The organism is Streptomyces sp. HUAS YS2 (assembly GCF_033343995.1).
GTDB classification, from domain to species: domain Bacteria; phylum Actinomycetota; class Actinomycetes; order Streptomycetales; family Streptomycetaceae; genus Streptomyces; species Streptomyces solicathayae.
In genome coordinates this window covers 1,065,131-1,086,846 of the sequence record NZ_CP137573.1, presented here as the reverse complement: position 1 = coordinate 1,086,846, position 21,716 = coordinate 1,065,131, and the positions used below count along the sequence as shown (strand labels likewise).

The following is a 21,716-nucleotide window of genomic DNA, read 5'->3' as shown; positions in this document are numbered from 1 at the left end:
TTTCAGAGGGATTCGAGGATGCGGCGGCGCAGTGCGGCGGTGCCGGGGTCGTCCTGCGCCGCGCGTTCGCGCGGATGGGGGACGTCGAGCACCTGACCGGAGCCCAGCAGGGCGACCCGGTCGCCGAGGTGGAGGGCCTCGTCCACGTCGTGGGTGACGAAGACGACGGTCGCGCCGCTGCCCCGCAGGATCTCCACGAGCAGGTCCTGCATCCCGGCGCGGGTGTGCGCGTCCAGCGCGCCGAAGGGTTCGTCCATCAGCACGGCACGGGGCCCGCCGGCCAGGGCTCGGGCCAGCTGGACGCGCTGCCGCTGACCGCCGGACAGCTGGTGCGGCAGCTTGTGGGTGTGCTCGGCCAGACCGACCCGGTCCAGCCAGTCGCGCGCCGACCGCCGCCGCTCGGCGCGGGGCACCCGGCGGATCGCCAGCGGCAGTTCCACGTTGGCGCGGACGGTGCGCCAGGGCAGCAGAGCGTCGTGCTGGAAGACCAGCGCCCGGTCGGCGCCGGGCCGGGTGACCGGCTCGCCGTCCTGGGTGACCCGTCCGTCCAGCGGGGGGAGCAGACCGGCGAGGGTGCGCAGCAGGGTCGTCTTCCCGCAGCCCGACGGTCCGACCACGGCGAGCAGTTCCCCCGGCGCGATGCGCAGGGCGACCGTGCCGGGGAGGGCGGCGCCGTCCGGGTGGCCCAGCCGCACGTCGTGCAGGGCGAGTTCGGCGCCGGCCGGTGTTGGCGCGGGCGCGGCCGACGACGTCGCGGTACTCGTCGCGGTGCTCATGGGACCGGCTCCTTCCGGGGAACGGTGGTACGGACCTGCGCGGCCGCGGCGGAGTCGGCCGCGGTGACCCCCGGGGTGAGGGCGGTCCGGCGGGACGCCCGGCGAGGCGGGCCGGCGGCCCGCCGCGCGGCCGGGCGGGGCAGCCAGGAGGTGGCGCGCCGGCCCAGCAGCTCCACCGCGGTGGAGGTGAGCCATCCCAGGGCGCCGATGGTCGCCATGCCGACGAACACCCCCGGGTAGTCGACGATCGTGTAGTCCTGCCAGGTGCGGTAGCCCACGCCGTACTCGCCGGAGATCATCTCCGCCGAGATCACACAGATCCACGAGACGCCGATGCCCACCGACAGGCCGCCGAAGACGCCCGGCAGCGCGCCCGGCAGCACCACCGAGAACAGCACCCGCAGCCGGCCGCCGCCCATGGTCAGCACCGCCTCCTCCCAGACCGGGGCGAGTGCCCGCACCGCGTGCCGGGTCGACACCACCACCGGGAAGAAGGCGGCGGTGAACGTGATGAACACGATGCCCTGCTCGTTGGTGGGCAGCAGCAGGATGGCCACCGGGACGAGCGCGATGGCCGGAACCGGCCGCACCACCTCCACCAGCGGGCCCAGCAGGTCGGCCGCCCACCGGGACCGGGCGACGGCCGTTCCGACCGTCACCCCCGCCACCGCGGCCAGCAGGAAGCCCAGCACGATCCGGCGCAGGCTGTGACCGAGGTCCTCCCAGTACGGGGCGGTGCCCACCCGGTCGGCGAAGGCGGCGGCCACCTCGCCGACCGTGGGGAACTGCTCGAACCGCAGCCACAGATTGACGTCCAGGGAGGTCAGCAGCTGCCACGCCCCGAGGGCCGCGGCGAGCGAGGCGACGCGCAGCAGGCGGCGGCCCGTGGTCATGACGCGAGACCCACGGCGTCGGCGTAGCTGATGATCCGGGATCCAGGGCGCCCGCCGGTGTACTTCTCCGCGCTCGCCGGAGTGACGAACGCGCGCAGCTCGGAGCCGTCCGCCACCCACACCGCCTTGTCGGCGAACCACAGGGTGCCGGTCAGCGCGTCCGGCACGTACGCGGCTCGCACGTCGGCCCCCTCGGCGGCCTTGAGCAGGTCCTTCGGGCTGTCGAAGGTACGGGTGGAGCTCTGACCCTTCAGCCAGAGTTCTGCCCTTGCGGCGCCCGCCTTCGGGTAGGACGGAGCCTGCTTCGCGCGCTTCAGCGGAGCCGTGTCGACGAAGGCGTCCACGTCGACGCCGTCGACCAGCCCGGCCGCCTTGAGCACCGGGACGTCCTCCTTCAGCGCGGCGATCAACTCCGGGCGGAGCTCCGGGTCGAACGTGGCGATGCCGTTGGCGCCGTTGTAGAGGTAGACCACTTCGGCCGGCAGCCCGGTCTCCTCGGCCACCGACTCGGCCGCGGCGACCGGCCGGGCACGCAGGTGGTCGGTGGCCCGCCGCTGCGCCGCGAGGAAGGCGTCGAGGACTCCGGCCCGTTCCTCGGCGAACTTCTTCCGGACCGTGACCCCGTGGAAGGTCGGCAGGTTCAGTTCCGCGCCGTCGTAGATGGCGGTGGCGCGCCCCTCGAAGGCCAGTTTGCCGGGCCAGGCGACGAACTGCGAGAGCGCGTCCGCGCTGCCCGCGGTCAGGGCCGAAGCACCCACACTGGGCTGCTGGTTGAGCTTGCGGATGCCCTTGTCCGGGTCGATGCCGGCCCGCTGCAGTGCCCGGACCAGAGTGCCGTCGGCGGCCGAGCCGACACTGGTGGACACCTTCTTGCCGCGCAGGTCGGTCAGTGACCGAACCGGCGAACCGGGGGCGGTGACCACGGTGTTCAGGCCGCCACGGAGGTTGTAGCCGGTGACCGCGACCAGCCGGGTCGGCTGCTTGAGCTCCTTGCCGCGGGCCGCGTTGATCAGCAGCGGGAAGTCGCCCATCGAACCGATGTCGATCTTCCCGGCGGTCATCTGCGCGGTGATCGGGGCGCCCGTCGCGTAGTCCTGCCACGCCACCTTGTAGGTGATGCCGTCCTTCTTCCCGCGGGCCGCGAGCTCCTCCTCGAAGTAGCCGAGGGAGCGCAGCAGGGTGCCGGCGGTGACGGTGTTGATGGTCTTCGACTGGTAGCCGACCGTCACCGTGACGGTCTTCGAGCCGGCCTCGCCACCGGCACCGGACGCGGCGCCGCAGGCGGTCGCGAGCGGGAGCAGCAGGGCCACCGGAAGGAGGGGCAGGAGCGGAAGTCTTGTGCTGTTCATGGGAGTCGGGCCTCTCAGCGGAGCAGGTAGGGCATGTTGACGGTGACCGCGCCGGTGGGACAGCGGGCCGCGCACGGGCCGCAGTACCAGCACTCGTCCACGTGCATGTACGCCTTGCCGTCGTCCTCGCGGATCGCGAGCGAGTCGAGCGGACACATGTCGACGCAGAGGGTGCAGCCGTCGATGCACTTGGACTCGTCGATGGTCACGGGCACGTCGGCGCGCTGAGGGACAAGAGGCATGGCTGTCTCCAAGGCCCGGTGGGGCGGGAAGGTGAAGGAAGGGCGGAGCCCAGGGGGGTCAGAGGGAGCGGTGCAGCAGGCCGCTCATGGTGATGCGGTCGCCGCGGAACCGGATGAACTCCAGGTCCACCGGCCGCCCGTCGGGCAGACAGGTCAGCCGCTCCAGCATCAGTACGGCGGCCCCGCGGGGCGCCTGGAGCACCGCGGCGGAGTGCGCGTCGGCGTTGACGGCCTCCAGGGTGATCTCGGCATGGCCCAACGGGCCGCCGGTCAGCGACTCCAGGAGCCGGAACACGTCCGTGTTCTCCAGGTCGCAGCCGAGCAGTTCGCCACCGATGTCCATCGGCAGGTACGACAGGTCCAGGGAGAGCGGCAGTCCGTTGAGGCGGCGCAGCCGCTCGATACAGAGCACGTCACTGTGCTCGGGCAGGCCCAGCCGGTGCGCGACCGGGCCCGAGGCGCTGACCGGCCCGACGGTGCGGACCTCGTTGGTGACCCGGCCGTGCTCGTGCAGTGTCTCGGCCAGACCCTGGAGGCGGTCGAGCCCGTGTGGGTACTTCTCGCAGACCACCACGGTGCCGACGCCCGGCTGCCGGTCGACGAGTTGCTCGCCGCGCAGCAGGTCGAGGGCCTGCCGGACCGTGTTCCGGCTTGCCCGGTAGTCGGCGGCGATGACGTCCTCCAGGGGCAGCACCCCGCCGGGGAAGCCGCCCGCCAGGACCTGGTGGCGCAGCAGGTCGGCGAGCTGCCGGGCCCGGTCCGCGCGCAGCCGCCGCCGGCGCGCGGCGGCGACGGGGAGGGCGGCGGGTGCGGGTTCGGCTGGCATGGCACGGAACGTACCGGGGGACCGCATGCGGTGGTGTTGCCGCAGTATTGCGCCACCTGACGCTCTGTACGAACCGCCCTGACCTGCGAATTCGCCGTTGGGGAGGCAAGATCCGCCACTTGCCCGACCGCATCGTGGATGCCAGGCGTCCACCACGCGGACGAGGACTCCCAGGGGTCAGCCGAGGCCGCGGTGGGCGGCCCACAGGGCCCCGGCGCGGCCGGCGGCCTCGGAGACCAGGGCGGCCAGCTCGGGCCTGTCGGGGACCGGGAACGACACGTAGGCGCCCCGACCGCCGGCGACCGGCCGGCCGTAGGCCTTCACGGCGAGGTGACCGTCCGGGAGGAGCCGGACGTTGAGGGTGGTCAGGGTGAACGCGTCACCGCGTCGCGTGTCCGTCCAGCGGAGCGTCTCCGGGATCGTGACGTTGATGGCCAGGGCACTCACTTCCAGGTCGCTGTTCATGGACGGATGTTCCCACGGGCCGGCGCCGACGCCGGCGTCATGGGGCGGGGCGGATGAGGTCTCCTGGGCCCGACGACGTGTCGCGCGCGTGCCGAGGCGGCCACGACCAGGGATCCTCGGAACATGACCGAGAACGAGATCAAGCTCAAGGCCATCGCCGCTCTCACCGCCCTGCGCGCGGGTGACTCCGAGAGCTTCGTCTCGGATCTCCTGGGCGAGGTGATTCCCGACCAGTTCACGGTTCCGGCCGTGCCGAGCGCCGAGGAGATCGGCCGGTCCGTGCTCCATCAGCTGTCCGGGCCGCTGAGCGCGCTGATCAGCGGGTTCATCAACGCCTTCGAGGCGGTCGCGCAGGCCTACGACGAGACGGGTGCCGAGCCGCACACCGACGGCCTCCTCCAGGAACTGGCCCTGCGCCTCGCCGACGACGATCTCGGATGAGGTGCGCCGTCAGGGTCAGGCGTTGCGCCATGCGTCGCGGTTGGCGGCCAGCCAGGTGGCGAAGTTCTGTAGTTCCGGGTTGAGTTCGCGGACGGCGACGAGGTCCCGGGCCGCGGTGAAGCGGTGCTCGCAGTCCGCGTAGTACTGGAACATGTTCCCCGACTCGTCCGCGCCGGGGAATCCCTGCGCGCGCCACTCGTCGGGGGTGAGGGGCCGGTAGCGCACCGGTTCGCCCCGCGCCTCCGTGAGGGCGGCGGCCATGTCGGCGAGCGAGAGGTGTTCGCCGCGCTGCTGATCGTGGCGGCGATGAGGTCGGTGCCGCGTCGGAGGACCGCCAGCGCGGTCCTGCCGATGTCCGCGACCGCGACGCCGGAGAGCCGGCTCCCGCCCATGGGGAACGTGAGCTGGAGCGCGCCGTCGGCGCCGCGCTGCGGGGCGTAGGCGCCGAGCAGGTTCTCCCAGTAGAACGTGGTGCGCAGGAACGTCGTCGGCACGCCCTCGTCGGGGAAGTGGTGGTCCGCCTCCGCCTTGCCGTCGAAGTGCGGCACCTTGTAGCGCTCCTGGAGCGTCGGCATCCGCTCGTCGTCGAGCGGGATGCACTCCCGGGTGTCCTCCAGGGTGGACCAGATCGCGTGCTGGACGCCCGCGTGCGCGGCGGCCCGCGCGACCGCGTGGGCCTGGGTCTTCTCCCGCTCCGCGGACATGTGCTCCCAGAAGTTCGTGACCACGAAGGCGCCGTACGCGTGCTCGAAGGCGGGCGCGAGGCTCGGCGGGTCGTCCATGTCGGCCCGTACGACCTCGACGCCCAGCCGCTTCAGCTCCGCGGCCGGCTCACCGTCCGGGTGCCGGGTGACGGCGCGGACCGTGAACTCGCCGTCCCGGTCCGCCAGTACGGCCCGCACGAGGCCGCCGCCCTGCCGGCCGGTCGCGCCGATCACCGTGATGATCTTCCTCTCGGTCATGGCTCGGTCGCCTCGTACCTCGTACCTCGTACCTCGAACCTCGTGCTTGGTGCGTCGAGTGCTTGTTCAGCCGCTGCCGTCGCGCTTGTCCTCGTCGACGATCTCCGCGTCGATGATGTCCTCCTCACCGCCCTTTTCCCCGCCCCCCGTGGGCCCTGCGCCTCCCCCGGAGTCCTGGGAGCCTGCGGACCCGGCGTACATCGCGGTGCCGATCCTCTGGGCCACCGTGCTCAGCCGCTCCACGGCCGAGCGGATGGCGGCGGAGTCCTCGCCCTTGAGCTTCTCCTTCAGCTCGGCCACCGCCGCCTCGACCTCGGCCCTGACGTCCCCCGGGATCTTGTCGTAGTTGTCCCGGATCAGCCTCTCGGTCTGGTAGACGAGCTGCTCGCCCTGGTTGCGGTTCTCGGCGGCCTCGCGGCGGGCGTGGTCCTCCTCCGCGTACTTCTCGGCCTCTTCGCGCATCCGGTTGACCTCGTCCTTCGGCAGCGAGGAGCCACCGGTGACGGTCATCTTCTGCTCCTTGCCCGTGCCCAGGTCCTTCGCGGTCACGTGCATGATGCCGTTGGCGTCGATGTCGAAGGCGACCTCGATCTGCGGGACACCGCGCGGGGCCGGCGGCAGACCGGTCAGCTCGAACATGCCGAGCTTCTTGTTGTACGCCGCGATCTCGCGCTCGCCCTGGTAGACCTGGATCTGGACGGACGGCTGGTTGTCCTCGGCGGTGGTGAAGATCTCGGACCGCTTGGTCGGGATCGTCGTGTTCCGCTCGATGAGCTTCGTCATGATGCCGCCCTTGGTCTCGATACCGAGGGACAGCGGGGTCACGTCGAGGAGCAGGACGTCCTTGACCTCACCCTTGAGGACACCGGCCTGCAGGGCGGCGCCGATGGCGACGACCTCGTCCGGGTTCACGCCCTTGTGCGGGTCCTTGCCGGTGAGGGATCTCACCAGACCGCTCACCGCGGGCATCCGGGTCGAGCCGCCGACCAGGATCACGTGGTCGACGCCGGCGACGTCGATGCCCGCGTCGTTCACCGCCTGGTGGAACGGGGCCCTGCAGCGCTCCAGCAGGTCCTCCGTCATCTTCTCGAACTGCGCCCGGCCGAGCTTCTCCTCCAGGTGCAGCGGGCCCTCGGCGGAGGCCGTGATGTACGGCAGGTTGATCGTGGTCTCGGTCGCCGAGGACAGCTCGATCTTCGCCTTCTCGGCGGCCTCGCGCAGCCGCTGCATCGCCATCCTGTCCGTGGACAGATCGACGCCGTACGCGTTCTTGAACCGGGTCACCAGATGGTTCACGACGCATTCGTCCCAGTCGTCACCACCGAGCCGCGTGTCCCCGTTGGTGGCCTTCACCTCGACCACGCCGTCGCCGATCTCCAGCAGGGACACGTCGAAGGTGCCGCCACCGAGGTCGAAGACGAGGACCGTCTGGTCGTCCTTGTCGAGGCCGTAGGCCAGGGCGGCCGCGGTCGGCTCGTTGACGATGCGCAGGACGTTGAGGCCCGCGATCTCACCGGCCTCCTTGGTGGCCGTGCGCTGCGAGTCGTCGAAGTACGCGGGCACGGTGACGACGGCGTCCGTGACGTCCTCGCCGAGGTACCCCTCGGCGTCGCGCTTCAGTTTCTGCAGCACCCGTGCGGAGATCTCCTGCGCGGTGTAGCGCCGGCCGTCGACGTCGCCTTCGGCGGGGAACCGCCACTCCGCCTCGCCCATGTGCCGCTTGACCGACCGCGCGGTGCGATCCACGTTCGTGATCGCCTGCCGCTTGGCCAGCTCGCCGACGAGCACGTCGCCGCCCTTGGCGAAGGCCACCACGGACGGTGTGGTCCGCGCACCTTCCGCGTTCGAGACGACGGTCGGTTCACCGCCCTCCAGCACGGACACGACCGAATTCGTCGTTCCGAGATCGATACCGACCGACCGAGCCATCATCGGCCTCCCAACCCTCCGTTGCGGAGCGCGCTCAGGCCGCTTCGGCCTCGGAGGCGTCCGCGCGCACGATGACCACCGGACAGGAGGCGTGGACGGCGCACTGCTGACTGACCGAGCCGAGGAGCAGGCTCTTGAACCCGCCCCGGCCCCGGCTGCCGACGACGAGCAGGTCGGCGCCGTGGGACGCCTCGATCAGCACCTTGGCGGGGTTGCCCCGGACCAGGTGCTGCTCCAGAGCCGGTACGTCACCGCTCCCCGCCAGGACGGATCCGAGTTCCTCGGACAGCGCCTGCCGGGCCCCCTTCTCGTCGAACGCAGCGTCCACCGGCGGCGCGGACCATCCCGTCGCCCCGGGCACGTCGTAGACCCCCACCACTTCCAGGGCCGCTCCGGTCTGCCGTGCCTGCCGGACCGCCCACCGCAGCGCCGCGTACGACGAGGGCGAGCCGTCGACGCCCACGACCACGCGGGGAGTGCCGTCGCCGCCGTTCATGATCGTGCCCCTTCTCGCTCACGCTCTCGATCGGGCCCGAGGGAGCGGACGGGGCACCCGGTCCCGTCCTCTCCTGTTGGACCGACTACCCGGGACGACGTCACGTACGCGTGGACGCCGGGTCGGGCGGGTAGTCGCGGACCGAAGGAGGGACGGCCCAGTGGACACCGCCGAGGTGATCGCCCGGCTGCTGCGCGAGCACGGGCGGACCTACGCCGACGAGGCCGGGATCGCCCTGCGTGACAAGCCCGCCCCGCTGTACCAGCTGCTCGTCCTCACGGTCCTGTGCTCGATCCGGATCCGGGCGGCCACCGCCACCGCGGCCGCCCGCGAGCTGTTCGCGGCGGGGCTGCGGACCCCCACCGCCATGGCGGACTCCTCCTGGCAGGAGCGCGTGGACGCCCTCGGGCGGGCGCACTACGTCCGGTACGACGAGAGCACGGCGACCGCGCTCGGCGACGGAGCGACGCTGCTCCTCGACCGCTACCACGGTGATCTGCGACGTCTTCGCGAGCAGGCCTCCGGCGATCCGGAGGAGCTGCGCGGGCTGCTGCGGGAGGTGCCCAGGATCGGCCCGGTGGGCGCAGGCATCTTCTGTCGCGAGGCGCAGGCGGTCTGGCCGGAGCTGCGCCCGTACTTCGACGAACGCTCCCGCACGACCGCGGCCGCCCTGGGCCTGCCCCACACCCCGGCCGGCCTTGCCCGGCACGTTCCCCCGGACGACCTGGCCCGCCTCGCGGCCGCCCTCGTACGGGCCGGACTGTCCGGCGAGACGGCCGAGCACCTGCGGGCCGCCTGAGCCCTGCGGGCTCCGGGACGTGACGCTCAGACGGTGATCACCTTGACGCCTGCCTCCACCAGGCGCGCGGACATGTCGGCGGGCAGCTTCGTGTCGGTCACGAGGACGTCGACGCGGTCCAGTCCGCAGATCCGGGCGAAGGCACGGCGCCCCAGCTTGGACGAGTCGGTCACGACGATCACGCGGTGCGCGCGCTCGGTGAACTGCCTGCTGACACCGGCCTCGTCCTCGTGATGCGCCATGATCCCCAGCTGCGGATCGACTCCGTCGACGCCCAGGACCGCCACGTCGAGGACCACCTCGTTGAGGACGTTCATGGTGAGCGGGCCGACGAGCTCGAACGTCTGCGGGCGGGCCACGCCGCCCGTGGTCACGATCTTGATCTGGGGGCGTACGGCGAGCTCGCCGGCGATGTTGAGCGCGTTGGTCACCACGGTCAGGGCGGGTACGGGCACACTTCCGTGGCTCGTGCGCTGGGCGCCGCTGGTCCGCAGCGCGAGCGCGCGCGCGACCTCCGTCGTGGTGGTGCCGCCGTTGATCCCCACCACCTCGCCGTCGGAGATGAGGTCGGCGGCCGCGGCGGCGATCCGCTGCTTCTCGGGTGCGTTGCGCGAGGACTTGTACCGCAGCGGCAACTCGTAGGAGACCCCGTGCGCGATGGCGCCGCCACGGGTGCGGACGAGCATCTGCTGTTCCGCCAGCTCGTCGAGGTCCCTGCGGATGGTCGCGCTGGAGACCTCCAGCGTGGTCGCGGCTTCCTCGACCTCCAGGCGGCCCTCGGCGGCCAGCAGTTCGAGCAGTGCGCTCCAGCGCTCTTGCTTGGACATCGTCGGACTCCTTGTCGGCCGGGCTCGTCGTGCCGGACGCGCGGTCGTGCCGATCGCCCCGGTTGGTCGTGCGCATCGTGATCGTACGCGGACTCGATGAGCAGTCGAGGGGGTTCGGCCCAGCTGTCACCGCAAGAGGATCGCTCGATTCTGCTCGAAGAGAGCACGAAATGAACAAGTCTTGACAGTCGCAGTGTCCCTACGGGAGCGTGCAGGACGCAAGAGTCCCCGTGCCCGGGGCCCTGATCGGTGTGCAGAAGGCGGTCATTGCCATGAACAAGCGCATACGCGCTCTCAGCGCTGCCTGTGTGATCGGCGCGTTCACCCTCACCGCGTGCGGCGGAGGCGGCGGCGGTTCGGCCGACGGCGAGGTGACACTCAAGCTCGTCGCCGCCGACTACGGGGACAAGGCGGCGAACAGCTCCGCCGGCTACTGGAAGGACGTGGCGAAGAGGTTCACCGCAGCCAACCCGAAGATCAAGGTCGACGTCCGAGTCATCAATTGGAACGACATCGACGCCCAGGTCAAGACCATGATCCAGAGCGGGAACGTCCCCGACGTCCTGCAGACCGGCGGCTACGCCGACAAGGTCTCCGACGACCTGCTGTACAAGGCCGAGGACGTGCTGTCCGAGCCGACCCGGGCCAACCTCATCGACAGCTTCGCCAAGGCCGGCCAGGTCGACGGTGTCCAGTACGGCATCCCCTTCGTCTCGTCCGCCCGTGCGTTCTTCTACAACAAGTCCCTCTTCAAGCAGGCCGGCATCACCGAGGCACCCAAGACCTGGGCGGACATCACGGCGGCGGCCGAGAAGATCAAGGCGAAGGTGCCCGGCGTCACCCCGTACGCGCTGCCGCTCGGTCCCGAGGAGGCGCAGGGCGAGAGCCTGATCTGGGAGCTCGGCAACGGCGGCGGCTACACGGACGCCAAGGGCGGATACACGCTCGACAGCAAGGCCAACATCGAGGCCTTCAACTGGCTGAAGAGCAACCTGGTCGGCCCCGGGCTCACCTACGCCAACCCCGCGACCACCGACCGCAAGACGGCCTTCGCGGACTTCGCCGCCGGCAAGGCGGCCATGCTCAACGGCCACCCGTCGCTGATCCAGATGGCGAAGGACGGCAAGGTCGACTACGGCGTGGCGCCCATCCCCGGCAAGTCCGGGGCCCTCGACTCCACCCTCGGCGTGGCCGACTGGACCATGGCGTTCAAGGACAACGGGCACCAGGCGGAGATCAAGAAGTTCCTCGACTTCGCGTACTCCAAGGAGAACACGCTGAAGTTCGACGAGATGTACAACCTGATGCCCGTCACCAAGGACACGCTGCAGGAGATGCAGTCGAACGGTAAGCACCAGGACCTCGCCCCGTTCTTCGAGCTGCTGCCGAGCGCGGTCTTCTACCCGCTGGGCGACACCACGTGGGACGCCGTCTCGGCGGAGATCAAGAAGAAGGGCGGAACCGCCGTCAGCGGCAACGCCGCCGAGGTGCTCGGCGACCTGCAGAAGACGGCCGAGGACGCGGTCGCCGACCAGTAGTCCGTCCGCACCCCCGCAGACCCGGAAGGTCCCCGTGTCCACCCACCACGCCACGTCCCCGGCCCCCGGGGCCCGGAGCGCCGCCACGCCCAGGCGCTCCGGGTTCGCCCGGCTCGGGCCGCTGCCCTGGATCGGCCCCGCCGTCCTGCTCATCGTCCTCGTCGTCGTCTGGCCCGTGTACGAGATGGTCCGGACGTCGTTCCTGCGCATCAGCAGCAGCGGATTCGTCCGCGGCTCCGCCGGCATCGACAAGTACCGTCAGCTGTTCGACGAGCCCTCGCTGCCCTCGGTCCTGCTCGCCACGGCCGTCTGGACGCTCGTCGTGGTGGCGCTCACGATGACGCTGTCACTGGCCCTCGCCCAGCTGTTCAACCAGAGGTTCCCGGGCCGCCGTGTGACCCGTTGGGCGCTCATCGCGCCCTGGGCCGCGTCGGTGGTCATGACCGCCATCGGCTTCAAGTGGATGCTGAACCAGACCGCCGGCGTCCTCAACACCCTGATGACGGACCTCGGTCTGATCGACGGTCCCAAGGACTGGCTCGGCACACCCGCCACCGCCTGGCCCTGGATGATGTTCGTGGCCGTCTTCGTCTCCCTCCCGTTCACCACGTACACCCTGCTGGCCGGTCTGCAGACCGTGCCGGACGAGGTGTACGAGGCGGCCAGGGTCGACGGCAGCGGCCCCTGGCAGACCTACTGGCGGATCACGCTGCCGCTGCTGCGGCCCGCCTTCCTCGTCGGCGTCGTGATCAACCTGATCAACGTCTTCAACTCCTTCCCGATCATCTGGAGCATGACCCACGGCGGCCCGGACAGCGACACCGCCACGACCACGGTGTTCATGTACCAGCTCAAGAACTCCGACATCGGCGAGTCCGCGGCCATGTCGGTCCTCAACTTCGCCCTGGTCGTGGTCATGGTGGCCGTGTTCCTCAAGGCGAGCCGCTGGAACGAGGAGGAGAGCTGATGGCCCACCAGACCATCGCACCGACCGCCCCGACGTCCACGGTGAAGCGGCGCCAGGAGAACGGACCCGGTGCCTCCCGCCCCGGACGCGGCCTGCGCCCGCGCACGTTGGTCATCACGGCCACGGCCTGGCTGCTCGCCGCCGTCTTCCTGCTGCCGTACGCCGAGATGATCGTCACGGCGCTGCGGCCGGCCGACGAACTGCGGGACGCGACGTACCTGCCCGGCGACTTCGCCTGGTCGAACTTCGTGAACGTGTGGCGCGACTCCAACCTCGGAGCCAATCTGCGGGTCACGCTCCTCGTGGCCGCCGGCTCCACCCTCCTGGTGCTCCTGGTCGCCCTGCCCGCGGCCTACTACACGGCGCGCATGAGGTACCGCGGCCGCAAGCTCTTCCTGCTGCTGGTCCTGGTCACCCAGATGTTCCAGCCGACGTCCCTGCTGGTGGGCCTCTACCGGGAGTTCTACCAGCTGGACATGCTGAACTCGGTCTGGACGCTCATCCTCTGCAACGCCGCGTTCAACCTGGCGTTCGCCATCTGGATCCTCACCGCCTACATCGGCTCCATACCGGTCGCCCTGGAAGAGTCCGCGATGATCGACGGCCTCAGCCGCTTCGGGGCGCTCGTACGGGTCACCCTGCCGCTGGCGCTCCCCGGCGTCGTCACCGCGATGATCTTCACCTTCATCGCCGCCTGGAACGAGTTCGTCATGGGCCTGACCCTGTCGACGGTTCCCGAGAGCCAGCCGCTGACCGTCGGCATCAACAGCTTCATCGGCAACTACACCGTCCAGTGGAACTACCTCTTCGCCGGATCGGTCCTTGCCATCGTCCCCGTCGTCGTCCTCTTCGCGGTCATCGAGCGCAAGGTCGTGTCCGGTCTGACGGCCGGCTCGGTCAAGTAGCGGACACCGCGCGGACGTTCGCCCCAACCGCCCATCAAGGAGTTCGATTCCATGCCCGCCCAGGACGCCTCCCGTACCTCCGCCGAGATCGCCTCCCAGCCCGACACCTGGCGGCGCGCGGCCGCATCGGTCGCCTCCCTCACCGACGTGCTGCCCCGCCGGGGGGAGCGAGTCGCCGTCGTCGGCTGTGGCACCTCCTGGTTCATGGCACTGGCCTACGCACAGCTGCGCGAGCGCGGCGGACACGGCGAGACCGACGCCTTCGCCGCCTCCGAGTTCCCCGTCGGCCGCGCCTACGACCGCGTTCTCGCCATCACCCGGTCCGGCACCACCACCGAGGTACTCGACGTGCTCGCCGCGGTGAAGGGCACCGTCCCGACCACGGCCGTCACCGCCGACCCCGCCACCCCCGTCAAGGACATCGCCGACGCCCTCGCCGTACTGGACTACGCGGACGAGGAGTCGGTGGTCCAAACCCGCTTCGCCACCACCGTGCTCGCGCTCCTGCGCGCCCATCTGGAGAGCGAGGGCGCGCTGCCGGCCGGGGTGGGTCCGATGGCGGAGGCCGTCGCCGATGCCGAGCGCGCCGTCGCCGAGCCGCTGGACGCAGCCGTCCGCGAGGCGGAGCAGTGCACCTTCCTCGGCACCGGCTGGACCTACGGTCTCGCCCTGGAGGCCGGGCTGAAGATGCGCGAGGCCGCAGGCGCGTGGACGGAGTCGTACCCCGCGATGGAGTACCGGCACGGACCCATCAGCATCACCGGACCGGGGCGCGTGGCCTGGGTGTTCGGCCCGGCGCCCAAGGGCCTCGCCGACGACGTCGAGCGGGTCGGCGGGACCTTCGTCGCCCGCTCGGGGGACGCCCCCGGTGACCTCGATCCGCTGGCCGACCTCGTACGGGCGCAGCGGCTCGCCGTCCTCGTCGCCGAGGCCCGCGGGTACGACCCCGACCGGCCGCGCAACCTCACCCGTTCGGTCATCCTCGACGGCAGCGATGCCTGACGCGCCTGCCGCGTCCGACTGCGTGATCGCGCTCGACGTCGGCGGCACGGGCATGAAGGGCGCGGTCCTCGACCGCACGCTCACTCCGCTGGAGACGCTACGTCGGCCGACACCGCGGAGTTCGGGGCCCGACGCGGTGGTGGACGCGATCGCCGCCGCCCTGTGCGGCCTTCGGGACCACGCGGAGGCACGGGGCCTGACCGTGCGCTCCGCGGGCGCGGCCGTGCCGGGGATCGTCGACGAGGCGGCCGGGCGCGCCCTCCACTCCGCCAACATCGGTTGGTCGGACCTGCCGCTCGCGGCACTGCTCGGCGAAGCCACCGGGCTGCCCGTCGCGCTCGGGCACGACGTGCGCGCCGGCGGGATCGCCGAGTGCCGCATCGGGGCCGCCCGGGGCGCCCTGGACGCGCTCTTCGTCCCCGTCGGCACCGGGATCGCGGCCGCGATCCTGTGCGACGGGCGGCCGGTGCGCGGACTCGGTCACGCGGGCGAACTCGGCCATGTCGTCGCCGAACCGGGCGGAGCCCGCTGCGCCTGCGGTTCCCGGGGCTGTCTGGAGACCGTCGCCTCCGCCGCGGCCGTCGCGGCGGCGTACACGGAGCGTTCGGGCCGTCCCGTCGACGGAGCCGCCCGGGTGGCCGCGCTCGTGGCCCGTGGCGATCCCGTCGCCGTGGCCGTGTGGGACCGGGCCGTCGACGCCCTCGCCTCGGCGCTCGCGACCGTCAGCACGCTGCTCGCCCCCGGACTCGTCGTGATCGGGGGCGGGCTCGCGGAAGCCGGCGACCTGCTGATCGAACCGCTGCGCGACCGCCTGCACGAGCGCCTCACCTTCCAGCGGGGGCCCGATGTCGTCCGCGCGCGACTCGGCGACCGGGCCGGCTGCCTCGGCGCGGGCATCCTCGCCTGGGAGGCGGCCGGATCCGGGCCGATGGCCGTCGGAACCGAGCACGGCATCGACGACGAGTTCCGTACCACCGTTTCCGTGGAGGAGACCCATGCCCCTGACCCCCACTGACCTCATCGCCGGTCCCGCACGTGCCGACAGCAAGGGTGTCGGCGCCTTCAACGTCGTACAGATCGAGCACGCCCAGGCGATCGTCGCCGGGGCCGAGCGGGCCGGCCACCCGGTGGTGCTGCAGATCAGCGAGAACACCGCCCGGTATCACGGCGCCCTCACACCCGTCGGTCTCGCCACCCTCGCGATGGCGCGGCGGGCGGCGGTTCCCGTCGCGGTCCATCTGGACCACGCGGAGTCGCCCGAGCTGGTCCACGAGGCGGTCGAACTCGGCTTCACCTCCGTGATGTTCGACGCTTCCCGGCTGCCGTACGAGGAGAACGTGGCCGTCACCCGCGACATCACCGCGCACTGTCACCACGCGGGTGTCTGGGTCGAGGCCGAACTCGGCGAGGTCGGCGGCAAGGACGGTGCGCACGCGCCCGGCGTGCGCACCGACCCGGACGAGGCGCGGGCCTTCGTCGCGGCCACCGGGGTGGACGCCCTGGCCGTGGCCGTCGGAAGTTCCCACGCGATGCTGAGCCGGGACGCCGTCCTCGACTTCGAGCTCATCGCACGGCTGCGGGCCGCCGTCGACGTCCCGCTGGTCCTCCACGGCTCCTCCGGCGTGTCGGACACCGACCTCGCGAAGGCCGTCGCCTCGGGCATGACGAAGGTCAACATCTCGACCCACCTGAACAAGATCTTCACCAGGACGGTGCGGGAGCGCCTCGACGCGTCTCCCGAGGTCGCCGACCCGCGCAAGTACCTCGGCCCGGCCCGCTCGGCCGTCGAGGCAGAGGTGGCCCGGCTGCTCGGAGTACTCGCCGGCGGCTGAGCCCCGGTCCTCGGCCCTGAGCCTCTGCTCCCTTTCACCGCAACCCGCCCCGCCGTGCGCGCAGATGCAGCGTACGGCGCGGCTCGTTGTTCATTTCTGCGCGGAACAAGCAATTCGCAATCATCTATTGACATGCAAATGTCATGCCCGTCACAGTCGTCCCGCCAGTGATGCCGACCAAGCCGAATCTGGAGATCCGTCATGTCTCAAGTCCCCGCAGTCTCACGGCGTTCGGTTCTCGGAGGGGCGGTGGCCACGGGCGCGATCGCCGCGGGTCTGGGAGCCGCCGCGTCCGCACCCGCGCTCGCCGCCACCGGCGCGGTCACGGCCTCCGATCCGCGCCGCCTCGCCGGCCAGACCTCGATGATCAACGTGCCGTACGCGGAACACCGGACCGTCCGGGTCGCCACCGTCGGCCTCGGCAACCGCGGGAACGGCATGACCAAGGGCTGGTCCGTTGTGCCCGGCTGTCAGGTCACCGCCGTCTGCGACATCCGCGCGGACCGCGCCAAGCGGGTCGCGGACGACCTGGTCAAGGCGGGCAAGCCGCGCCCCGCCGAGTTCGGTGGCTCGGCCGGCTCGTACGCCGAGATGATCCAGCGGGACGACATCGACCTCGTCTACATCGCCACGCCCTGGGAGTTCCACTACCAGCAGGGCAAGGCCGCGCTGCTGGCCGGCAAGCACGTCATCGTCGAACTCCCCATAGCCACCCGGCTCGACGAGCTGTGGGACCTGGTCGACACCTGCGAGCGCACCCGACGGCACCTGATGCTCGCCGAGAACTGCTCGTACGGCCGCAACGAGCTGGCCATGCTCAAGATGGCGCACGACGGTGTCTTCGGCGATGTCACGAACGGCCACGGCGGCTATCTGCACGACCTGCGCGCGTTGCTCTTCTCGGACACGTACTACACGGACTCCTGGCGCCGTCTGTGGCACACCCGCAGCGTCGCGTCCTTCTACGCGATGCACGGACTCGCCCCGGTCGCCGCGGCGATGGACATCAACCGCGGCGACCGGATGACCACACTGCGCGCCACCGCGACCGCCCCGAAGGGTCTCGCCGACTACCGCGCGCGCTTCGTCCCCAAGGGCCACCCGTCCTGGAACGAGACCTACATCAACGGCGACCTCGTCACCTGCATGATCGAGACCGCGAACGGCCGGACGATCCGCGCCGAGCACAACGTGAGCGAACCCCGTCCGTACAGCCGGATCAACAGCATCGCGGGCAGCCGCGGCATCTTCGAGGACTACGCCGGAACCTCCTCAACCGGTGCCCGGGTCTACTTCGAGCCCGACCACGGCGACGACGCCTGGCGGGACTTCGAGTCGTACCGCAAGGAGTTCGACCACTGGCTCTGGAAGAAGATCGGCGACGACGCCGCGAACAACGGCGGCCACGGCGGCATGGACTACGTCCTGCAGTGGCGCACCGTGCAGCTCATGCGGGCCGGCCTCGTGCCCGACATCGACGTGTACGACTCGGCGGCCTGGTGCGCGCCGGTGCCGCTGAGCGTCATGTCGCTGGAGCATGACGGCAAGCCCGTGGCGATCCCCGACTTCACCCGTGGCGCGTGGGTGAACCTCCGGCTCGGCCTCGACTCGCGCATGACGGAGATGCCGCCCGTGTGAGGCCGGCCCCGTCCCGTCCTGTGCCGGCCTGTCCCCGGCGCCCCGGCCGAGCACTGCCCGAACCGTGAGAGAGGGAACAACCACTCATGCTCGTACACAAGATCGCCCGAAGGGCCGTGGCGGCCGTGGCGGTGGCGGCAGCGGCGTTCGTGTCCGCCCCCGCGGCCGTCGCGGCGCAGGCACCGGCCGCGTCCGAGGCGCGCACCCAGGTGACGATCGCCCCCATCGACCTGGACGGCCCGGCCATCTCGGAGGTGAAGGTCACCGTCACCAACGCGGGGCCCGAGCGCCTCAGCCGACTGAGCGTCACCTTCAACGGCCCCGTCGGCTGGGCCGTGCAGCCCGCGGTGGTCGACGTCGACGGAGCGTACAAGCCGGGTGCCGCGGCCACGGCGGAGTTCCGGATCCAGGTGCCCGAGCAGCGCGACGGCTTCACCATGCGCACGTTCACGGCCACCGCCACGTACAAGGGAGGCGACGGCCAGGGCACCGCCACCGGCACCCGGGTCGAGCGTTTCGGCCCCGTCCTTGACCGTCTCTCCGACGCGTACAACAAGGTCGCGATCACCGACGAGAGCGACACCGGCGCCGGTGACTTCGACGGCGAGGGCAACAGCTTCTCCGCGCAGAAGCTCGCCGCGGTCGGGCTCACGCCCGGAGCGTCCGTCGACGCCCTCGGCGCGCGGCTGACCTGGCCCGCCGCGGCTCCCGGCACCAAGAACAGCGTGGCGAGCAGCGGACAGGCCGTGAAGGTCTCCGGAAAGGGCGGCAAGCTGGTCTTCCTCGGCTCCGGCGTCGGCTACGGGGCCACCGGCACGGCGACCGTGTTCTACACCGACGGGACGAGCACCACCGGGTCGATCGGCTTCCCCAACTGGTCGTTCCAGGACGCGACGGCGCACGGCGCCACGCTCGTGAAGTCCACGGACGGCCGCAACCGTCCCGACGGGTACGGCAACGCCGGCATCGACTACCGGGTCTTCGCCCACTCCGTGGCCCTGGACCCCGACAAGCAGGTCGAACTCGTGGTCCTCCCGGCCAACGCCGCCCTCCACCTCTTCGACGTCGCCCTGGCCCCGTAACACGCACCCGACGCCGCGCCGCCCCGGCCTGCCGACAGGCCGGGGCGGGAGTGCTGGATCCGGGGCGGACGAACCGGCATGCTTTCGGGCAGGCCGGGCACACGGGTGCCGGCCAGCGCGATCATGGCCGCACCCGTTCGGCGGCGGTGAGGACGGGGAGCGTCTGTGGCCTGGGGAACCCGTATCGCCCGCCCCTTCCAGTCCGTCACGGGCGCGCTGGTCGCCGCTGTCGTCATCGCCGTGGCACTGACGGTCATCGACGTCCTGATCGCCATGCAGGTCCGCACCGGGCCGTCGCTCGACGGCGGCCGGGCCGAGAACGCCACCCGGGGCATCGGCCGGCTGTTCGCCGTCGTCCACGAGAGCGAGGAGAGCCGGCACACGGACCTCGGAGCGTCGGCCACCGCGCCGTTACCCGACGCGTACGCGGACCGGGCTCTCGCGGTCGCGGACACGATCACCCACGACACCGACGCCATCGGCCTGGCGTCCGAGGGCACCGCCCTGCACTCCGCCCTCAGCACCTGGGTCGTCAACCCCGCCGCGGGGATCCAGCCCGTCCTCTCCACGGCGGACCGACTCGTCGCCGCCCTCGACGCCCGCAAGGCGCGGGCCCGCCACCAGGCCGAGACCGCGCAGAACACGCTGTTCGCGCTCCACTGCGTCTTCGTCGCCACCCTGCTCCTGCTGCTCGGCCTCATGGTGTGGGCGGTGTGGCGCAGGATCGTCCGTCCGCTCGCCGACCTGGAGGCGCGCCTCGGCAGCACCACCGCCGAGATCGCGACCCGGCCCTCCGGCCGCCGCGCCCACGGCTGGCTCGGCGGGGTGTGGGGCGAGGCGGAACGCACCCTGCTCCTGCTGAAACAGTCGCGCCACCGAGCCACCCAGGCCGACCATGCCCTGCGCACCGACGCCGCGACCTCCCTCGGCCTGCGCCGGATCCTCGCCGCTCAGCACAGCCCCGGCCCGGACGTGGACGCACACGGCGAGATGACCGCTGCGGAAGGCGTGATCGCGGGCGACTTCTTCGACACCCTCGCCCTGGACGACGGCAGCACCGCCCTCGTCCAGGGCGACGTGGCCGGTCACGGCGTCGCAGCCGGACTGCTCGCCGTCCAGACCAAGAGCGCCGTCCTGTCCGCGCTCCGCCTCAGCCTCGACCCCAGGATCGCCGCCGCGGCCGCCTGGTCCATGCTGGCCGCGGAGGACGAGCGGTTCACCACGCTGGTCATCGCCGTACTCGACCCCCGGCGCAGGACGCTCCGATGGCTCAACGCCGGGCACGAGATCGCCCGCCTGCGCCGGGCCGACGGCACCGTCGAGGCCCTCGCGCCGACCGGGCCGGTGATCGGCCCCTTCGTCCTGGTCCCCGACGGCACCTGGTCCGTCACCACGACCACCCTGTCACCGGGCGATCTCGTCCTGGTCGCCACGGACGGTCTGACCGAGGCCCGCGACGCCGACGGCGTCATGCTCGGCGAGCAGACCGTCACCCGACTCCTGGGTGCCGCCGGCCCGGAGCCGAAGGAGGCGGTCCGTCGGCTGCACCTCGCGGTCCAGCAGCACGGAGCCGACTGGGAGCGCGACGACATCACCGTCCTCGCGGCCACCCTCACCACCCCGCCGGCCGTGTGACCGTACCGGTCGGACCGGCGCGCGGGGCGGCGATCGGCTCGATGGTCACGCACTCACGTCGCGCGGAACCGTCCCTCCTCCGCCTCCGTGACCATGCCCCGGCGCGTCAACCGGTCCAGATGCTGCTCGGCCGTCCTTCTCTCCACCGGCCCCACCTGCGGTCCTTCGACATGGGCCCGGTAGACCAGCCGGTGCTCGACGATCTCCTCGACGGTCCGCGGCTCGCCGAGGAACGCGAGGAGTGTCGCGTCCCGCTGCTCCACCACGTCGGTGAAGGCGTCGAGCCGGCGCCGGAACTCCGCGGGGCCCTCGATCACGCCCTTCTGGTGGGACGTGCCGTACCAGCGGGCGTCGATCTCCCGGCACCGGCGCATCGAGGCCTCGAAGTCCACCAGGCTGCTGCCGACGTCCCCGTAGTACGGGCCGAACGACGTCAGGTCGATGTCCGCCACGAACAGGAATCCGTCCGGCTCGATCAGGAACCCGCTGTGGCCCGCGGTGTGGCCGGGGAGGTGCACGACGGTCACCGTGCGTCCGCCGAGGTCGAACACGGCACCGTCCTCGAATCCCGTCGCGTCGGGACGCCCCTGGACGTGGAACCGGTCGCGCATCGTCCGGTCGAGCTCCTCGGCCGCCTCGGCCGGAAGGCCGAACCCGGCGACGAGAACGTCGCGGGACCGCAGCGCCTCGAGATCGCCCTGGTGGACGTGGACCGGCACGTCGTAGCCGCCGAGCCCGGCGATGTGGTCCTCGTGGGCGTGGCTCACGAGGACCAGGTCCGCGGGCGGCGCCGCCCCGACGAGCGACAGCGACGGATCGACGACCAGGGAGGCGGTTGCGCCGCGTACGAGCAGCGAGTTGCCGTACGGGTAGGCGCCCCGCTCCGCGCCGAACAGCACGCTGACCCGGCCGTACTCCGCTGTCGTACATCCCGTGGCGGGCTGGTTCATGACGGGCGGACACTCCGATCCGGGACTGTCGGCTGCGCCGGCACAGCCGGTGGGGAAGGACGTTGGCGAACCATTGGGGACCACGCCTTCCGGGCGTTCACGAAGGCCGCGATCCGGTGGTGTGGCATTGATCACGGCTGGCACGCTTCCGATCGAGGTGGC

22 protein-coding genes are annotated in these 21,716 nt (G+C 71.5%); 11 read left to right on the top strand and 11 right to left on the bottom strand.

Annotation, left to right across the window (positions count from 1 at the left end):
* Positions 1 to 2: 2 nt before the first annotated feature.
* The 6 genes from R2D22_RS05100 to R2D22_RS05075 all read right to left on the bottom strand — a co-directional run bounded on the left by R2D22_RS05100 (position 3) and on the right by R2D22_RS05075 (position 4,551).
* Positions 3 to 776, bottom strand: a complete 774-nt coding sequence (locus R2D22_RS05100) for an ABC transporter ATP-binding protein (RefSeq protein WP_318101523.1) — start codon at positions 774 to 776, stop codon at positions 3 to 5.
* A complete protein-coding gene (locus R2D22_RS05095; RefSeq protein ID WP_318101521.1) occupies positions 773 to 1,669 on the bottom strand; it encodes an ABC transporter permease in 897 nt (298 codons plus the stop codon). The genes R2D22_RS05100 and R2D22_RS05095 overlap by 4 nt, the downstream gene beginning before the upstream one ends.
* The gene (locus R2D22_RS05090; RefSeq protein ID WP_318101520.1) at positions 1,666 to 3,018 is read right to left on the bottom strand and encodes an ABC transporter substrate-binding protein; all 1,353 of its coding nucleotides are present in this window, start codon (positions 3,016 to 3,018) and stop codon (positions 1,666 to 1,668) included. Before R2D22_RS05090 ends, R2D22_RS05095 begins: the two co-directional genes overlap by 4 nt.
* Positions 3,019 to 3,032: 14 nt before the next feature.
* Entirely contained in the window at positions 3,033 to 3,260 is a 228-nt protein-coding gene (locus R2D22_RS05085; protein WP_017236562.1) for a 4Fe-4S dicluster domain-containing protein, read from the bottom strand.
* A 58-nt stretch (positions 3,261 to 3,318) separates the two neighbouring features.
* Positions 3,319 to 4,086 (bottom strand): GntR family transcriptional regulator, encoded by a 768-nt coding sequence (locus tag R2D22_RS05080; protein WP_318101519.1) that lies wholly within the window; start codon positions 4,084 to 4,086, stop codon positions 3,319 to 3,321.
* A gap of 177 nt (positions 4,087 to 4,263) precedes the next feature.
* On the bottom strand, positions 4,264 to 4,551 hold the full coding sequence (locus R2D22_RS05075) for a hypothetical protein (RefSeq protein ID WP_318101518.1): 288 nt from the start codon (positions 4,549 to 4,551) through the stop codon (positions 4,264 to 4,266).
* A gap of 123 nt (positions 4,552 to 4,674) precedes the next feature.
* On the opposite strand from R2D22_RS05075, the gene R2D22_RS05070 reads away from it, so the two are divergent.
* Positions 4,675 to 4,992 (top strand): hypothetical protein, encoded by a 318-nt coding sequence (locus tag R2D22_RS05070; protein WP_318101516.1) that lies wholly within the window; start codon positions 4,675 to 4,677, stop codon positions 4,990 to 4,992.
* Here the strand turns inward: R2D22_RS05070 and R2D22_RS05065 are convergent.
* The 3 genes from R2D22_RS05065 to R2D22_RS05055 all read right to left on the bottom strand — a co-directional run bounded on the left by R2D22_RS05065 (position 4,908) and on the right by R2D22_RS05055 (position 8,379).
* Positions 4,908 to 5,954 (bottom strand): NmrA/HSCARG family protein, encoded by a 1,047-nt coding sequence (locus R2D22_RS05065; RefSeq protein WP_318101515.1) that lies wholly within the window; start codon positions 5,952 to 5,954, stop codon positions 4,908 to 4,910. The genes R2D22_RS05070 and R2D22_RS05065 overlap by 85 nt on opposite strands.
* A gap of 66 nt (positions 5,955 to 6,020) precedes the next feature.
* Positions 6,021 to 7,883 (bottom strand): molecular chaperone DnaK, encoded by a 1,863-nt coding sequence (gene dnaK, locus R2D22_RS05060; RefSeq protein ID WP_318101514.1) that lies wholly within the window; start codon positions 7,881 to 7,883, stop codon positions 6,021 to 6,023.
* Positions 7,884 to 7,917: 34 nt separating this feature from the next.
* Positions 7,918 to 8,379: a universal stress protein gene (locus R2D22_RS05055; RefSeq protein ID WP_318101513.1), complete on the bottom strand. Its 462-nt coding sequence runs from the start codon at positions 8,377 to 8,379 to the stop codon at positions 7,918 to 7,920.
* Positions 8,380 to 8,539: 160 nt separating this feature from the next.
* Between R2D22_RS05055 and R2D22_RS05050 the strand changes: the two genes are divergently transcribed.
* The gene (locus R2D22_RS05050; protein ID WP_318101512.1) at positions 8,540 to 9,178 is read left to right on the top strand and encodes an endonuclease; all 639 of its coding nucleotides are present in this window, start codon (positions 8,540 to 8,542) and stop codon (positions 9,176 to 9,178) included.
* A 26-nt stretch (positions 9,179 to 9,204) separates the two neighbouring features.
* Here R2D22_RS05050 and R2D22_RS05045 read toward each other — a convergent pair whose 3' ends face one another.
* Entirely contained in the window at positions 9,205 to 10,005 is an 801-nt protein-coding gene (locus R2D22_RS05045; RefSeq protein WP_318101511.1) for a DeoR/GlpR family DNA-binding transcription regulator, read from the bottom strand.
* A 272-nt stretch (positions 10,006 to 10,277) separates the two neighbouring features.
* Between R2D22_RS05045 and R2D22_RS05040 the strand changes: the two genes are divergently transcribed.
* The 9 genes from R2D22_RS05040 (at position 10,278) to R2D22_RS05000 (ending at position 20,604) form a co-directional block, all read left to right on the top strand.
* Positions 10,278 to 11,543: an extracellular solute-binding protein gene (locus R2D22_RS05040; protein ID WP_318101510.1), complete on the top strand. Its 1,266-nt coding sequence runs from the start codon at positions 10,278 to 10,280 to the stop codon at positions 11,541 to 11,543.
* Between the two features lie 34 nt (positions 11,544 to 11,577).
* On the top strand, positions 11,578 to 12,510 hold the full coding sequence (locus tag R2D22_RS05035) for a carbohydrate ABC transporter permease (protein WP_318101509.1): 933 nt from the start codon (positions 11,578 to 11,580) through the stop codon (positions 12,508 to 12,510).
* Complete coding sequence (locus tag R2D22_RS05030; protein WP_318101508.1) at positions 12,510 to 13,415, top strand: carbohydrate ABC transporter permease; 906 nt, start codon at positions 12,510 to 12,512, stop codon at positions 13,413 to 13,415. Before R2D22_RS05035 ends, R2D22_RS05030 begins: the two co-directional genes overlap by 1 nt.
* Positions 13,416 to 13,466: 51 nt before the next feature.
* Positions 13,467 to 14,417 (top strand): SIS domain-containing protein, encoded by a 951-nt coding sequence (locus tag R2D22_RS05025; RefSeq protein ID WP_318101507.1) that lies wholly within the window; start codon positions 13,467 to 13,469, stop codon positions 14,415 to 14,417.
* Positions 14,410 to 15,432 (top strand): ROK family protein, encoded by a 1,023-nt coding sequence (locus tag R2D22_RS05020; RefSeq protein WP_318101506.1) that lies wholly within the window; start codon positions 14,410 to 14,412, stop codon positions 15,430 to 15,432. The genes R2D22_RS05025 and R2D22_RS05020 overlap by 8 nt, the downstream gene beginning before the upstream one ends.
* Positions 15,413 to 16,249: a class II fructose-bisphosphate aldolase gene (locus R2D22_RS05015; RefSeq protein WP_318101504.1), complete on the top strand. Its 837-nt coding sequence runs from the start codon at positions 15,413 to 15,415 to the stop codon at positions 16,247 to 16,249. The genes R2D22_RS05020 and R2D22_RS05015 overlap by 20 nt, the downstream gene beginning before the upstream one ends.
* A 201-nt stretch (positions 16,250 to 16,450) precedes the next feature.
* On the top strand, positions 16,451 to 17,887 hold the full coding sequence (locus R2D22_RS05010; protein ID WP_318101502.1) for a Gfo/Idh/MocA family protein: 1,437 nt from the start codon (positions 16,451 to 16,453) through the stop codon (positions 17,885 to 17,887).
* Between the two features lie 86 nt (positions 17,888 to 17,973).
* On the top strand, positions 17,974 to 18,969 hold the full coding sequence (locus tag R2D22_RS05005; RefSeq protein WP_318101501.1) for an NEW3 domain-containing protein: 996 nt from the start codon (positions 17,974 to 17,976) through the stop codon (positions 18,967 to 18,969).
* 165 nt (positions 18,970 to 19,134) lie between these two features.
* Positions 19,135 to 20,604 (top strand): PP2C family protein-serine/threonine phosphatase, encoded by a 1,470-nt coding sequence (locus R2D22_RS05000; RefSeq protein ID WP_318101499.1) that lies wholly within the window; start codon positions 19,135 to 19,137, stop codon positions 20,602 to 20,604.
* A gap of 53 nt (positions 20,605 to 20,657) precedes the next feature.
* Here the strand turns inward: R2D22_RS05000 and R2D22_RS04995 are convergent, their stop codons facing one another.
* Positions 20,658 to 21,554 carry an MBL fold metallo-hydrolase gene (locus tag R2D22_RS04995; protein WP_318101497.1) on the bottom strand — a complete coding sequence of 299 codons (897 nt, stop codon included), beginning with the start codon at positions 21,552 to 21,554 and terminating at the stop codon, positions 20,658 to 20,660.
* Positions 21,555 to 21,716: the final 162 nt, after the last annotated feature.